Below are 14,403 nucleotides of genomic sequence, written 5' to 3' on the forward strand. Positions count from 1 at the left end.
CCACACACACGACCGTCCAGTCGACCGCGCCGACGGCGTCGGAACGCTGCGGGACATGAGCCAGCAGACGGTCCCAGGTGCCGTCGGCGGACCAGCGGCGAAAGCGCTCATAGACCGTCTTCCACGGCCCGTACCGCTCGGGCAGGTCCCGCCAGGCCGCCCCCGGTGGACAGCGTCCACAAGATCCCGTTGACCACCTGACGGCGGTCCCGCACCGGACGGCCCATCCGCGGCGGAGCCAGCAACGGCTCGATCAACACCCACGACTCATCAGTCAGCTCATGACGACGCACCACGAACCAACCAACGACCACAACACTTTGCGGACACGACCTAGCGCCGCCGGCCTGGGGCCTGTCCTCGAAGCCGGATGAGCAGCGTGGCCAGATCGGCCATCTCTCGGTACGAGATGACGGTCTTGTCGCCGCGGGTGGCGATCACGCGGAACCGCTGAAGCCGGTCGACGCGGCGTTCGACCACGATGCGGCTCGCGGGCAGGCGGCGGGGTCGAACGCCCGGGGACGACCGCCTGCCCGGCCGCGACGTCGCCTGTCCGGCCGCGACGCAGTCGGCTGGCCCGCCGAACCCGGCGTTCGCGGATGACGGCCGGGACACCCCGTCTACGCAGGCAGGTCCGGATCACGGGACTGGACAAACCCCCCCTGCCCGCGCTCACCCGCCTCAGCCGGATGACAGGCCCTCCCCAGACCAGGGCAACAGAACGAGACGCCCTGCCATGACCAGGGTGAACACAGCGCGGTCGTTGACGTTGCCGCCAACCACCACCACCGAGTAGCGACCGGCCATCCCCCATCACAGGCCAGGTGGATCCTCGTGGCCGGTCCACCACGGGGACGACCGATACGTGATCACCTGATTCGGGGCCGACGGTGTGCTGGTGGACGCGCACGGGTGCTGACGCCGACCCAGACCTCCCGGCCGCATTCGCTGACCACCTCGGCGCTCACCCGCGCCCGGGTCACCACAGTCAGGGTGCCGGCACGACCACCGCCAGAACCGGTGGCCGACACCTCTTCCACGGCCTACGCCCTACCGGCAGGCCACACCCGTCTTCGCCTCGACCAACCATCCCGCTGATCACACGACACCTCACCCAGCCGTGGGCGCTCCTCCGCGCCGGAGACAGGCAACAACGGCTCGACCGCCTGCCACTGCTCGTCGGTCAACTCGTCCCTCGCGAACTCGGCCGCGACCGCCAGGCCCGCGTTCCCGGTGGAGGCCACCGCTGCCCGCACACCGCCATCGACGACCAAACCCGCTGGCCCACACCGAAACACCGCCCGATGAGCGTCCACCGAGTACTTACCGACAACGCCTGGACCTACCGCGGCACAGGGAACGCTTCCACCGCACCCTGCTTGACGAAGGGGCCCACCACCAGCCCCACACCTCAGAAACCGGCCGCCAACACGCCCTCACACAGCCGTCCTCGACTGGTACGACTTTCACCGACCCCACACCAGCGTCGGCGGCCAGACACCAGCCAGCCAGGTCACCAAGCGTCCCCGGACAGCGCACCTGGCGCCGCCGGGCCGGCGCCGAGCGCCTAGTACCGTCCGTCGCGCCGCCGTCGTCGCCTCCGCCGTCCCCAGGGGACCTCTGGATCGCGCCGTGTCGCGGCTGGCGTGCGCCCATCGGCACGCCGAGGGCACGCTGGTGCGTGGGGAGGGGTGACGGACGGGATGCTGCTGCTGACCTGCCGGGGATCGGCCGAGATCCGCGCGACCCACGACCGGACGCTGGAGTTCACCACCGACAGCGCGATCACCGGCAGGGCCACCTGCGTGGTGGGTGTGGACGCCGCGCTCGTCAGCGGCGGACGGGTCGCCGGCCCGGTCCGGGTCACCATCACCTGCGGCGACCAGCGGGCGGTCGTGCGGGCGCTCGCCAGTTCGGCGTGGCGGCCCGGCGGCAGGGCGGTGATCCGCCGCAGCGGGGTGCGCCTGGCCAACACCCTGGCCACCGACGCCGACACGACAGCGGCCGACCTGCCCAGGGAGCTGGTGTCCCTGCTGGCGCGGCCGGACGCGGAGATCGAGGTCAGGGTCGACCGGGACGAGGGCCGGTGGGACGGCAGGGGTGGCGTCGTGCTCTGCCACGCCGGCGCGGACCCCGAGCGGCTCGCCGCCGAGATCGCCGCGGCCGACGTGGTGGTGGCCGAGGACCAGGAGGCCAGGGCACTGGTCGGCGACGCCGCCCGCGTGGTGGGCGGGCCGCTCGGGGAGGCGGACGTGCCCGAGGGCGGCCGGGTGCTGGTGCTGGCCTCGGAGGACCTGCCGGGGGCGTCGGTCACCGCGTTGCTGGGCGCTCCGGAGCGGTTCGCCGTCGAGTGCGTGGGGCTGCCCGCGCCGCTGGCGGTCGCGGCCGCGTCCCCGGCGCGCGGGCGGCTGCTCGTGGGCGACCGGAGCCGGCGGCGGGAGCAGGTGCGGTCCGCTCCGGAGTCCCGGCTGGTGCTCCGGGTCCCCGCCTCCTCGCTGGAGGCGGTGTTCGCCGACGCCGAGCGGCTGCGCGGCACCAGGACCGCCGCGCTGGCCGGGGTCGCGGCCTCGGCCTGCGAGCAGCCGAGGTGGGGAGAGTTGGACGCGCTGCTGGCGGAGGCCCCGCGTGGCGGGGATGTGGTCTGCTGCCTGGACCCGGCCCCCGGCGGGGCCGGGGAGGACGAGCCGGGCGAGGACCCGTTCGTCGCCGCGTTGCTGGCCGAGGGGGTGCCGGCCCGCACGGTGGCGATGGCCCTGGCCCAGCGGCCGGACTGGGGCAGGAAGGCCGCGTACGACTTCGTGCTCCGGCACCGGTCGCGGGGCTGAGCCGCGCGCCGGAGTGGATCTTGACGCGCTCCCGCGACCACGGGTCGCCGCCGTCGTCACGGCTACGCTGACCGGCATGCGCCGCGTGGTGGGCAAGCGGGTCCAGGAGTTCTCCGACGCCGAGTTCGAGCAGCTACGGAGTCAGTACGACGACGTGGTGCTCGACGTCGGCACCGGCGACGGGAAGCATCCGTACAAGGTCGCCCGCCAGAACCCCTCCCGGCTGGTGGTGGCGCTCGACGCCGACAAGAGCCGGATGGAGAAGATCTCGGCGAAGGCGGCGGCCAAGCCCGCGAAGGGCGGCCTGCCCAACCTGCTGTACCTGTGGGCCACCGCCGAGCGGCTCCCCCCGTTGTCGGGGGTGGGCGAGCTGCACGTCCTCATGCCGTGGGGCAGCCTGCTGCGCGGGGTCCTCGGCTCCTCGCCGGAGATGCTGCGCGGGATGGCGGCGGTGTGCCGGCCGGGCGCGTCCTTCCTGGTCGCGCTGAACCTGCACGCCTGGCGGCCCCCGGTGCCGGAGGTGGGCGAGCACCCCGAGCCCACCCCGGACTCCGCCGACGAGTGGCTGGCGCCCCGCTACGCCGAGGCCGGGTGGAAGCTCGCCGACTGCCGCTACCTGGAGCCGGAGGAGGTGGCGGGTCTGGAGACCTCCTGGACCCGCCGTCTGCACTCCTCCCGCGACCGGTTCGACGTGCTCGCGCTCACCGGCACGATCAGTCCGTGACGCCGGACCCCGGGCGTCGGGCGGGCGTGAACGTCCGCCGCGCGCCGGGGGCCAGCTCGACGCGCGTGTCGTCGACCCGGACCGGCAGCGGCAGCGCGTTGTCCGCGTCGGCCAGCAACTCCACGGTCCCCGGGGTGAGCACCACGGTCAAACCCCGGCCACGCCACCGCAGCGGAACCCGCAGCCGGGTCACGCCCTCCGGCAGCAGGGGGGCGAACCGCAGCTCCTCGCCGGCCGGGTCCGCGCCGAGGAAGCCGCGGACCAGCACCAGCCAGGCGCCGGCCGCCGCTCCGAGGTGGACGCCGTTGCGGAAGTTCTCCCTGGGCGCGAAGTCGAGGTTGTAGCGGGCGGACCCGGCGAGCAGCCGCGTGGCCAGCGGGACGTCGCCGGCCCACGCCGCCGCGATGGCGTGCGTCATGGGGCTCAGCGAGCTGCCGTGCGCCGTGCGGGGCTCGTAGTACCGCAGGTTCCGTTCGATGTCGGAACGCGAGAATCGTTCGGACAACAACACCATCGTCTGGACGACGTCGGCCTGTTTGACCAGTCCGCCCGACCGGCGCTCGTCGTTCTCCTTCACCGGGAGGGGGAGATTCTGACCCGGGTGGCGCTCGCACGTCTCGTCGGGCAGTGAGAAGTACCCGTCGAAGACCGGGACCACACCGTCCCTGGTCGGCGGGAGATACACCTCCCCCGCCCAGTCGACCCATTTCTGGAGAAGCGTCCGACTGATTTCCCGCCGCTCCAGCTCCGCCAGGACCGACGGATTCCGGGCGGACAGGTCGAGAAGGGTTTCCGCCGCCCAGGACAGGCCCCAGCCCGCGAGGAGGTTGGTGCCGAAATGGTGATCGACGTCGTAATGGAACTCGTCGAACCCCATCACGCCACGCACGGTCCGCCCGCCCACCTCGGGGTCGAACCGGAGCAGCCCGGCGAGGTACCGCCCCGCCTCGGCGAGCAGCGGCACGCACTCCTCGTGGAGGACCTCCCGGTCCCCGGTGATCTCGACGTAGGAGCGGAGCGCGTGCAGCACGTCGGCGCTGGTGTGCACGACCTGCTCGCCGGCCCGCTCCCGCCACTCGTCGTCCCGCAGGACGTCCCTGACCAGGGCGGGCGAGCCCGAGTCGCCGAACAGGTCGGCCTCCTCGGGGAACCGGGCGCCGACGTGCCCGGTGCGCGCGGCGTGGGCGCACGCGGCGTCCACGGTGGAGATCCGGAACCGGAGCATCGCCCTGGCGGCGTCGGGGTCGGTCCACGCGGCGTGCGGCAGGGCGAAGAACTCGGTGTTGTAGAAGAAGTGCCCCGAGTGGTATTCGCTGGTCAGCCCCCTGGCCGGCACGTTGTGGACCGCGCGGGCGCGGTCGATCGACCCGAACAGGTGGAACTGCGAGTAGCGCAGCCCCTCGACGAGCGTGGGGTCGCCGTCGACCTCGGCGTGCCGTTTCCAGCGGCGGGCCCAGATCTTTTCGTGCTCGGCGACGACCCGGTCCAGGTCGGGCACGGCGTCCACGTCCGGGTCGACGGCCGGGGCGTCGTCGAACGGCGCGTCGACCACCGCGAGCGTGTCGACGCGCAGGTCGCGTCCTGCCCCTCCGGCGAAACGCAGGCCCTCGGCCAGGCGCGTGCGGCCGACGACGACGTCCCTGGCCGCCGGGTCGGCGAGGACCGCCAGCCGCTCGACGAGTTCCTCCTGGTGGCCGAAGCTGCGGACCCGCAGGTCGAGTCGGCCCGGCCGGTGGGCGACCTCCAGCGGCTCCGCGTGGTGCAGCCGGACCCGGGGCAGCGTCCCGCCGAGGTCGCCGTTGCCCGTCGACCAGTCCACCCCGGTCAGCACGGTGACCGGCGCGTCGTGGTCCAGCGGGGTCACCACGAGGCGCTGGAGCAGCGTCGCGGTGAACTGGGCCGGCAGCAGCACGGTCGACGCGACGCGGGTGTGCCGGCCCCGGCCGTCCCGCACGGTCACGACCAGTTCCTGGCGCGCGCGGCGCAGGTCGAGGCGCTGCCGGAACTCGGTGATCCGGTCGGGTGTCACCGTCAGGGGCAGCCCGTCGACGAGGACGCTCCGGAAGGCCGGGGTGGGCGCGTTGACGAGGTGCCGGCGCACGGTCAGCGCCCTGGCGTACCAGCGCGCGTGGAAGAAGCCGGGCCAGCCGCCGCCCGCCTCGAAGTCCACTGTGGCCCGAACGCCGACGCGCCCGTTGGACAGGGCGAAGAGGCTCTCGTAGTAGCTGTCCTCGGTGGGGCGGTAGCTGGTCCGCTCGATGGTCCAGCCGGGGTCCGCGCCCGGGGCTGCGTTTGGGGCTGCGCCCGGGGCGGCGTCCCGGCCCCCGCCCTCCGCCGTGATCGTCATCGCTGCGCACCACCGATCCGCCACTGGTCCTCGATCATCCGTTCCAGGCTGGACCGCTCCGGGGTCCAGCCGAGGTCCCGGCGCGCGGCGGTGGTGTCCGCCGCGAGCCAGGGCTGGTCGGCGGGGTTCGGCGGGCCGTGCTCCACGGGCACCCGCCGCCCGGTGACCTGTTCCACCGCCGCGACGACCTCGCGGACGCTCGCCGGGACCGCGCCCAGGTTGAACACCCGCGCCGGCCGCCGCGCCGGCGTCGCGACGGCGCGGGCGACCGCGTCGGCGACGTCGGCCACGTGCACGAAGTCCCGCACGGTCGTGCCGTCCCCGTTGACGGGCAGCGCCGGGCTCCGGCCGGAGGCGACGGCCAGCGCCCGCGCGACGAGCGTGCTGTCGTCGGGGCCGACACCGGGTCGGACGCTGCCGGCGGCGTTGAACAGGCGCAGCGAGACCGCCGACACCGCGCCGGTCGCGGCGTACCAGCCGACCGCCTGCTCGGCCGCGAGCTTGGTGGCGCCGTACACGCTGGTCGGCGCGGTCGGGTGGGACTCGGGGACCGGAGCGTGGCCGGTCGGCCCGTAGACCGCGCCGCTGGACAGGAACACCACGCGGGGCGGGTCGTCGCCGTCCCGCCGGCGGGCGACGAGCGCGTCGAGCACGTTCAGGGTGGCCACGACGTTGGCCCGGTAGTACGGGCCGACGGCCGCGCCGCTGCCCCTGACCCGGGTCAGCCCGGCGAGGTGGCAGACCGCCTCGGCGCCGTCGACCGCCGCCCGCGCCGCCGACGCGTCGGTCAGGTCGAGGTGGCGAGCCGGCACTCCCGGCGGCCACCCGACCTGGCGGCGGTGCCCGACGGCGGTCAGCTCGTGCCCGTCGTGGAGCAGCCGCGCGAGGACGGCCTGGCCGACGTAACCGGCGGCCCCCGTCACGATGATCCGCATGTCCTTCCCCGGTGGTTGGGCGCCGGAGCGCCGGCCAGGAGGGCCGACTACGACGCCGAGGCCGACAGCGCCGAGGGCAGTCCCACGGCCTGGTCCAGCAGGGCGCGGCGCAGGTCCGCCCCGGTCAGGTCGGCCCCGGTGAGGTCGGCCTGCTGGAACGAGGCGAACTCCAGGTCGGCCCCGGTGAGGTCGGCTCCCCGCAGCGACGCGCGCTTGAGGTGGCCCCTGGCCAGGCACGAGCGGGCCAGCGCGGCGCCGTCGAGCGCGCCGTCGGACGCGTTGAGCCGATATCCGTCCACATCGGACAGATCAGCGCCGGTCAGGTCGCAGTGCTCCAGCGACGGCGCGTACGCGAGGTTGGCGCCCGCGAGGTCCTCGTGCCGCAGGGCGGTCGTCACCGCGCTGAGCGTCTCGTAGCTGTCCGCGCGCAGGGCGCACCACCACCGCGCGACGTCGACCTGACGGAAGGTGGACCGGGGGCCGTCCGGTTCGGCCGACGACAGCAGCCGGTACAGCACCGCCGTCGTGCGCGGCGCCGGAGCGGGCTCGTCCGGCCCCGGCGCGGCCGTCTGATCGGGGGCCGCTGGCCAGTGCCGGCGCAGCAGACCGACCACAGTGGACCGCAGCGCGTCCGCCCCCGCCGCGACGGCCTCGGCCAGGCGCGCGGGAGGGCTCAGCGGGTCGAAGTCCGGCCGCCGGGCCAGGAGGTCGCCCGCCGCCACGACGGCGCGGGGGTCCCCACCGCCGAGCGCGGACGCGAACCCGTCGACGAGGTCCGCCACCGGTTCGGCGGGCGCCGCGTCGTCCGGCTGAGGGGGCAGGGTCAGCAGGAGCGTGCCGGGCAACGCGTGCCGCACCACGAAGCACGCGCCGCTGACGTAGAGCGCCAGCCGGGTCCTCGGCAGCCGCTCCCGCAGCCGCTCCACCAGGTTGCGCAGGACCAGCCCGTCGATCGGGCGTCCGCCGGCCGCGGCCAGGTCCGGGGCGTCCAGCAACAGCACGTCCGGTGGCGTGGCGCGGTCCGCGACCTGGCGCAGCGGGCCGCCGGAGGCGATCTCCGCGCCGGCCAGCCGCAGGACCTCCACGGACAGGCCGGCGGCGGTGAGCCGGGCCAGCGCGCCGGCGTCCGGCCGGGGCCGGCCGGCGCGGGCGGTCACGACCAGCAACCCGCCGACGGGCAGCCGCCCGGTGAGGAGCTCCACCGCCGTGGCCGGGCCGCGCGCCGCCACCTCGGCGAGGGTCTCGTCCGGGGGCTGGCCGTCCAGCTCTCCGGCCCAGCCCCAGACCCCGGCGTCGGCGCTCACCGCTTCCCCGCCCACACCCGCTCGCCGCTGGCCAGGTTCCTGCCGATGAGGTCGAGCCACAGCACGTACTCGGCCGTCATGTCCAGGTCGCCCCAGAACAGGTCGGCCACGTCGCCGGTCTCCTCCTCCGACCAGTAGCCGTACGGCGACTGCCGCTCGCACAGCAGGGTCCCGATGCCCTCGGCGATCTCCCGGTAGCGCGGCCTGCCGGTGAGGCGGTAGAGCAGCGCGGCGGCCACGCCGGCCTTGCCGCAGGAGGAGTCGACGAAGGCGTCCTCGTCGCAGTCCTCGTCCATGTAGGTCATCAGGTCCGTGGCGAGGTCGAGGTAGGCGCGGTCCTCGGTCGCCTCGTACAGCGCCGTGAGGAAGAAGGCCGGCAGGCCGATGAAGTACCAGTCGCCCTCGGCCTTGCGCACCTGCACGGCGACCGCGTCGTCGCTCGTCAGCACCGCGCCCGAGGCGTCGGCGACGGCGTGGAACACGTTCTTGCGGTCGGGCTGCCCCACCCACAGGGAGCCGAGGAAGTCGGCGGCGGAACGGGCGGTGTCGACACGACCGGTGTAGAGCGCGGCGAGGCCGCTGATGCTGGTGGAGACCGAGTCGCAGCGCCCGTCGCCGGGGATGGCCGGGCCGTGCGAGCGGAACCCGCCCGTGGCCGGGTTACGCATCGTCTCGACGAAGGACATCAGCTTGCGGGACAGGCCGAACCGCCCGAGCACGTGCGCGCCGATGGTCAGGTAGCCGTTGGCGTAGAGGTAGTGGACGTCGAGGAAGTACCGCTCCTCCCTCGGCTGCGGGATGTCCCCGTCCGGCTGGAGCAGCGACGTGACGTAGTCGGCGACGGCGCTGGCGGCCTGCGTGTGGCCCGCCGTGTGCAGCGCCCACATCCCCTTGTAGCAGGACTCGATGACGGCGGTGCGGGAGGGCAGCGCGCCGTTCGGGCGTTGCCGTTCCACCAGCCAGTCCGCCGCTCGCTGGGCCGCGTTCTTCAGCTCATGCGGGCTGTTTCCGCTCAACGCCAGTCTCCTTCGTCCGACAACGAACAGGGGGTGCGGGTCAGGGAATTGGTGCCTTTCGGGGGCCTCCCGCCGCCGACCTCACGCGTGACTTTTGTCGGCGGGCGGGCGGGTGGTTCGGCCGGAGCGCGAACCGGGAAGAACGGTGATCGATTCACGCCGGCGAGGGAAGGAAATCACGTCGGCGGGACAACGGGAACGGGTGGTCGACGATGGTGGCGGAGGACGGGCGAGGTCGCCACGCCCAGCGCCCCACCTGCGAGGACGGCGCTGACCGGCCGCCACCGGCGCCAACGGTGAACCGCCGGCCACCGGCGAGACGCGACGCTCGCCCCCTTCCCACGGCGCGACCCCGTGCGACCGGAGAACGGCACAGATCGTCGACAACCCGTTCCGCGGAACAGGATCGCACGGTCAACGGACGCACCGGAATACTCCAGACGAGGGCGACGCCGATCACACGCAAACATTCTGACACCCCGGGGCCAACCGAGGAAGAAACTGTTTCGAGTCTTTCTCCCAATAAGGCGGGAGACCCGCGAACGCGGTAGCCTCCCCATTGCTGTTGTTTCGTTTTTTCGGTGGAACGCCGGACGCGGGCGCGCCCGCGGGGGACGATGCGGTGAGGCGACATGACGGACCCCGTCGAGACGGACGGCACCCATCCCTCCTCGGCCCGCCTGGCCGGTCGCGTCGTCGCGCTGCGCGCCGACGCCTCCACGGCGTGGGGCGTCGGGCACGTCGTGCGCTGCCTCGCCCTCGCCGAGGAGGTCACGGCCAGGGGCGGCACGCCGGTGTTCGTCGCCGACCTCGGCGACGTCGCCTGGCTGGCCGAGGAGGTCGACGCGCGCGGGCTTGTCGTGCGCCACCCCCCGGACACCGCCGCGGGCTTCGCGCGGGTGCTGCGGGAGCTGGACGCCGACGCGGTCGTGATCGACTCGTACCGCCTCGGCCCCGAGCACTACACGGCCGCGCGCTCGGTGGCCCCGGTCGTCGCGTTGTACGACCGGCACTCCGGCCCGGTGCCCGGCGACGTCCTGGTCGACCAGACCTTCGGCGCGGAGCGGGATCCCGCGCCCGAGGACGCGGACCAGGCGGTCCTGTTGCGCGGCCCGCGCTACGCGCTCGTGCGCGACCAGGTCCGCGCCGCCCGGCCGGCGACACGTCCGTCCACAGTGGACTCCTCGGGCCGCGCTCCCCGCGTGCTGCTGGTGCTGGGCGGCACCGACGCCCGCGGCGCGGCCAAGGACCTCACCCGGCTCCTGCTCGACTCCTGCCCGTCCCTGCGGCTGACCGTGATCAGCAACGAGATCGACGCGGACGCGTTCGCCACCGGCCAGGGGCAGCACCTGGCCGTCCTGCGCCCGACGAGCGAGCTGCCCCGCCTGATGGCCTCGGCCGACCTGGTCGTCAGCGCCGCCGGCACCTCGCTGGCGGAGATCTGCTGCGTCGGCGCGGCCGCGGCGGCGCTGTGGGTGGTGGACAACCAGGTCCCCGTCTACCGCAGCGCCCTCGCCGCCGGCTGCGTCCACGGGCTCGGGTCGCTCGCCGAGGTGCTCGCCGCCCCCGACCGGGCCGGGGCCGCCGTCCGCACGCTGCTGACGTCCCCCCGGCGCAGGGCCGAGCTGGCCGGCGCCGCGTGGGAGCTGGTGGACGGCGCGGGCAGGGGCCGCGTCCTCGACGCGCTGGACCCGCTGCTCTCCCCCCGCTGAGCGCCCTTCCCCGACGACTGGAGGACGACCGTGCCCAGGATCGACGAGTCCCGCCTGCGCGACCTGCTCGCCGCCGCCGCCGGGGTGAGCCCCTCGGCCGTGGACGGCTGGCCGGGAGGGGACGGCTGGCTGGCCAGGGCCGCGGCGATGCTGACCGACTACGTGGCGGGGGTCCCGCTCGGGTACGTGCTCGGCGAGGTCCACTACCTGGGCCGGCCGTTCCGCAGCGACCGGCGCGCGCTCGCCGTCCGCCGGTACAACGAGCCCCTGGTGCGCCGCATCCTCACCGACTTCGCCGGCCAGGAGGTGCGGGCCGTGGAGATCGGGTGCGGGGCCGGCGCCGCCGTCTGCACGATGGCGCTGGAGCTGGCCGGGGAGTTCGTCGGGACGGACGTGGACCCCGAGGCGCTGGAGCTGGCCGCCGAGAACGCGCGACGGCACGGCGCGCCGGTGCGCCTGGTGACCAGTGACCTGTTCGACGCGCTGGACGGCCGGTTCGACGTGATCTACGCGAACCTGCCCCGGCAGGACCCGCGCGCGCCCGTGCCCGAGGGGCGGTGGGAGCCGTCGGTCGCCCTGTACGACCAGAGCGCGCAGCCGCTCGGCCTGCTCCGCCGGTTCTTCACCGAGGTGCCGGACCGGCTGACCGACCGCGGCCGGCTGTATCTGGAGATCCCGCTGGACCCGAGGCTCGCCGCGCTGCTGCCCGGCGAGCCGATCCTCGACGACGACGGCGACGACTTCGGCCGGGTGATGACCTCCGCCGACGCCCGCCGGCTCCCCTCCCTGGTCGACCAGCTCACCTGGCCCGACGAGTGAGGACCCTGGCCCAACGAGTGAGGACTCTGGCCCGACGAGTGGGGACCGCCCGCCGTGGAAGCCGCCGGAGGGCGGCTTCCACGGCGCGGGACGGACGACCACGGCCCATCCCCTACGCGACGGGGAGCCGGAGCCCGCCGGGCAGCGGGCGCAGCTCGTCGAGGGTGGCGACCACGGGACACCCCGGCGCGGCGACACCGAGCCCGAACCGGTCGAGCAGCACGGGGCGCATGCCCACCTCCTGCCCGGCGAGAACACCCGACAGGGCGTCGTCCACCAGCACGCACCGGTCCGGCGACCAGTTCCAGGCACGCGCCACCCGCCGGAGCGCCTCCGGCCTCGGCACGTCCCCGTAGTGGCCGTGCGGCCCGAGGCTCTGGTGCAGCCGGTCGAGCAGCCAGTCGCCGCCGTCCAGGCCTGGCAGCCGCTTGGCCAGCAGTTCCCCGGCGTTGCGGGAGGCCGTGCAGAACGCCACGGGCGTGCCCTCCCGCGCCGCCGCGTCGAGGAAGTCCCTGGCGTCGGGGAACAGCACGGTCTCCTCGGCCTGCTCCAGGAACAGCTCCTGCTTGACCACCGCCAGCTCCTCGACCAGCTCCGGCGTCGGGTCGAGCCCGGCGATCCCCAGGGCCGCCGCGGCGCCGACCTGCCTCGGCCGGCCGGCGACGTGGCGGTGGTACTGCTCGACGCTGATCTCGGCGCTCCGGTCCGGGGCGTGGTCCCCGAGCACCCTGGCCAACCCCCTGCGCCACGCCGGGAGGTGCGGCGTGTCCAGGAGGGTGCCGTCGATGTCGAGGACGACGAGGGTGCCCTCGCCCGTGGCCGCGCGGCTCACCCGTTACCTCCCCGACTCCAGCAGCAGGCCCGCCGCCCTGGTCGACGAGTCGAAGACCGCGTCGTCGGTCAGCACGAAGCTGCCGCCGCCGGCGTTGACCGCCTCGACCTCCTCGACGACCCTCGGGTCCCGCATGTCCGCGTAGTCGGCCCCCTTGAAGTAGTAGTCGGGCCGCAGCGCGCGGATCAGGGGGACCGCGGTGTCGTCGTCGTTGAGCAGCACGTAGTCCACGGCCTCCAGCGCGGCCAGCACGGCCACCCGCGCCTGGTCGCCGAAGATCGGGCGGTTGGGGCCCTTGTTGATCCGGCGGGCCGCGGTGACCGAGACCAGCAGCCGGTCGGCGCGGGCCGCCGCCTGCGTCAGGTGGTGGACGTGTCCACTGTGGAGGATGTCGAAGCACCCGTGGCACACGCCGAGCGTGGTTCCGCTGCTGGCGAGCTGTTCCCTGATCTCCCGTGCTCGCGTCATCGAGACGACTTTTGGCGAAGTAGGCACACGACCACCCCAGTCTTCGTGGGAGCTGACACTGGGCCGGCGCGGCACCGCGGCCGCGCCGGCTCCTGGCGCGGTCACCGGCCGGACGCCGGCGACCTCCCGGCCCTGGCCGGGTCGTCGGGAAGCCCGGCGCCGGCCGTGACTCCCCCGCGTCCGCCCGCCAGGATCCGGTGGTAGTGGGCGACGGTGCGGGTGACGCCCACCCCGTCGCCGTAGTTCTCCTCCAGCCACGGCCGGCCGGCCCGCACCTGGGCGCGGTACTCGTCGGTCCTGGCGAGGACGTCGCGGACGGCGTCGGTCAACGCGCCCACGTCCTGCGGGCGCACCGCCAGGCTCGGCGTCACCCTCCCGACGGTGTCCCTGAGCCCGCCGACGCCGTAGGCCACGACGGGCACGCCCAACACCATCGCCTCGATCGCGCTGCCGCCCAGTTCCTCGTGCACCGACGGCATGACCAGGACGTCGATGCCGCCCATGGTCAGGGGGATGTCCTGGTTGGGCAGGAAGCCGGTGAAGACGAACCGGTCGGCGAGCCCGGCCGCCGCCACCCGCTCCGCCATCCTCGGGCGTTGCGGTCCGTCGCCGACGACGAGGAACACGACCCGCTCCCCCGCCGGCCCCCCGGCCAACCGCTCGGCCACGTCGACAAAGTGCGACCAGCCCTTCTCGTGCGCCACCCTGCCGACGTAGCCCACCACCCGCGCGTCCGGGGGCAGGCCGGCCGCACGGAGCCGGTCCGCCACCGGGACGCCGCTGTGCGCGGGCGGGTCCGGGTCCACCGAGTCGGGCACCACGTCGACCCGGACCTGGTGCGGGCGCAACGCCTTCCGCACCACGTCGGCGGTGCGGGTGGTGAGCGCGCAGACCCCGCTCGCCCTGCGCACCGCCCACCGCTCGACCGCGGCGACGAACCGGTGCTGCCACCGGTCGTACCGCGACATCGGTTGGTAGACGCCCAGACGCGAGCAGTGCAGCACCAGGCTGTAGGGCCGGCGCAGGATCGCCGACGCCAACGGCCCGGCCAGCAACGCCCAGAGCTGGCCGTCGCCGTGCACCTGGATGAGGTCGGGCAGCGGACCCCGCCGCCGGCGCAGGCACTCGGCCATCGCGCCGAGGAACCAGGCGAGGTTCAGCCCGACCAGCCCGGTCAGCTCCGACCGCAGCCGGGGCATGGGCGCCCTGGTGATCCGCACGACCAGGCCGGGCGAGTCCTCCCTGACCCTGGGCAGGCCGGGGAAGCCGACCGTGAACACCTCCTGCCGCACCCCGCGCTGGGCGAGCTGGCGCGACAGCCGGAGGATCTGCACCTGCATCCCGCCGACGGAGTCGAACTCCGCCGGCCACGAGTCCACGCAGTCGTGGTGGAAGAACGGGGTCAGCCGCAGCACGCGCAC

At 74.5% G+C, this 14,403-nt stretch carries 11 protein-coding genes and 1 pseudogene; 4 read left to right on the top strand and 8 right to left on the bottom strand.

Going from position 1 to position 14,403, the window contains the following annotated elements; all coding sequences use genetic code 11:
• A pseudogene (locus LX15_RS25335) lies at positions 1–314 on the bottom strand (transposase); the annotation flags it as partial.
• A gap of 1,377 nt (positions 315–1,691) precedes the next feature.
• On the opposite strand from LX15_RS25335, the gene LX15_RS25345 reads away from it, so the two are divergent.
• Entirely contained in the window at positions 1,692–2,825 is a 1,134-nt protein-coding gene (locus LX15_RS25345) for a DUF371 domain-containing protein (protein ID WP_253672166.1), read from the top strand.
• Between the two features lie 76 nt (positions 2,826–2,901).
• Positions 2,902–3,549 carry a 16S rRNA (adenine(1408)-N(1))-methyltransferase KamB gene (gene kamB / locus LX15_RS25350; RefSeq protein WP_253672167.1) on the top strand — a complete coding sequence of 216 codons (648 nt, stop codon included), beginning with the start codon at positions 2,902–2,904 and terminating at the stop codon, positions 3,547–3,549.
• Here kamB and LX15_RS25355 read toward each other — a convergent pair.
• The 4 genes from LX15_RS25355 to LX15_RS25375 are packed head-to-tail and all read right to left on the bottom strand — an operon-like array spanning position 3,539 to position 9,151.
• Positions 3,539–5,896, bottom strand: a complete 2,358-nt coding sequence (locus tag LX15_RS25355; protein WP_253672168.1) for a glycosyl hydrolase family 65 domain-containing protein — start codon at positions 5,894–5,896, stop codon at positions 3,539–3,541. The genes kamB and LX15_RS25355 overlap by 11 nt on opposite strands.
• The gene (locus LX15_RS25360; RefSeq protein ID WP_253672169.1) at positions 5,893–6,831 is read right to left on the bottom strand and encodes an NAD-dependent epimerase/dehydratase family protein; all 939 of its coding nucleotides are present in this window, start codon (positions 6,829–6,831) and stop codon (positions 5,893–5,895) included. The genes LX15_RS25355 and LX15_RS25360 overlap by 4 nt, the downstream gene beginning before the upstream one ends.
• Before the next feature lie 47 nt (positions 6,832–6,878).
• A complete protein-coding gene (locus tag LX15_RS33265) occupies positions 6,879–8,135 on the bottom strand; it encodes a pentapeptide repeat-containing protein (RefSeq protein WP_308213518.1) in 1,257 nt (418 codons plus the stop codon).
• Entirely contained in the window at positions 8,132–9,151 is a 1,020-nt protein-coding gene (locus LX15_RS25375) for a hypothetical protein (protein ID WP_253672170.1), read from the bottom strand. Before LX15_RS25375 ends, LX15_RS33265 begins: the two co-directional genes overlap by 4 nt.
• A 632-nt stretch (positions 9,152–9,783) precedes the next feature.
• On the opposite strand from LX15_RS25375, the gene LX15_RS25380 reads away from it, so the two are divergent.
• On the top strand, positions 9,784–10,863 hold the full coding sequence (locus LX15_RS25380) for a PseG/SpsG family protein (RefSeq protein WP_253672171.1): 1,080 nt from the start codon (positions 9,784–9,786) through the stop codon (positions 10,861–10,863).
• A gap of 30 nt (positions 10,864–10,893) precedes the next feature.
• Positions 10,894–11,682: a methyltransferase domain-containing protein gene (locus tag LX15_RS25385; protein ID WP_253672172.1), complete on the top strand. Its 789-nt coding sequence runs from the start codon at positions 10,894–10,896 to the stop codon at positions 11,680–11,682.
• Between the two features lie 112 nt (positions 11,683–11,794).
• Here the strand turns inward: LX15_RS25385 and LX15_RS25390 are convergent, their stop codons facing one another.
• The 3 genes from LX15_RS25390 to LX15_RS25400 all read right to left on the bottom strand — a co-directional run bounded on the left by LX15_RS25390 (position 11,795) and on the right by LX15_RS25400 (position 14,403).
• A complete protein-coding gene (locus tag LX15_RS25390) occupies positions 11,795–12,514 on the bottom strand; it encodes an HAD family hydrolase (protein WP_253672173.1) in 720 nt (239 codons plus the stop codon).
• Between the two features lie 3 nt (positions 12,515–12,517).
• Positions 12,518–12,982: an adenylyltransferase/cytidyltransferase family protein gene (locus LX15_RS25395; RefSeq protein WP_253672174.1), complete on the bottom strand. Its 465-nt coding sequence runs from the start codon at positions 12,980–12,982 to the stop codon at positions 12,518–12,520.
• Positions 12,983–13,083: 101 nt separating this feature from the next.
• On the bottom strand, positions 13,084–14,403 hold the full coding sequence (locus LX15_RS25400) for a glycosyltransferase family 4 protein (RefSeq protein ID WP_253672175.1): 1,320 nt from the start codon (positions 14,401–14,403) through the stop codon (positions 13,084–13,086).

The organism is Streptoalloteichus tenebrarius, assembly GCF_024171885.1.
Taxonomy (GTDB): domain Bacteria; phylum Actinomycetota; class Actinomycetes; order Mycobacteriales; family Pseudonocardiaceae; genus Streptoalloteichus; species Streptoalloteichus tenebrarius.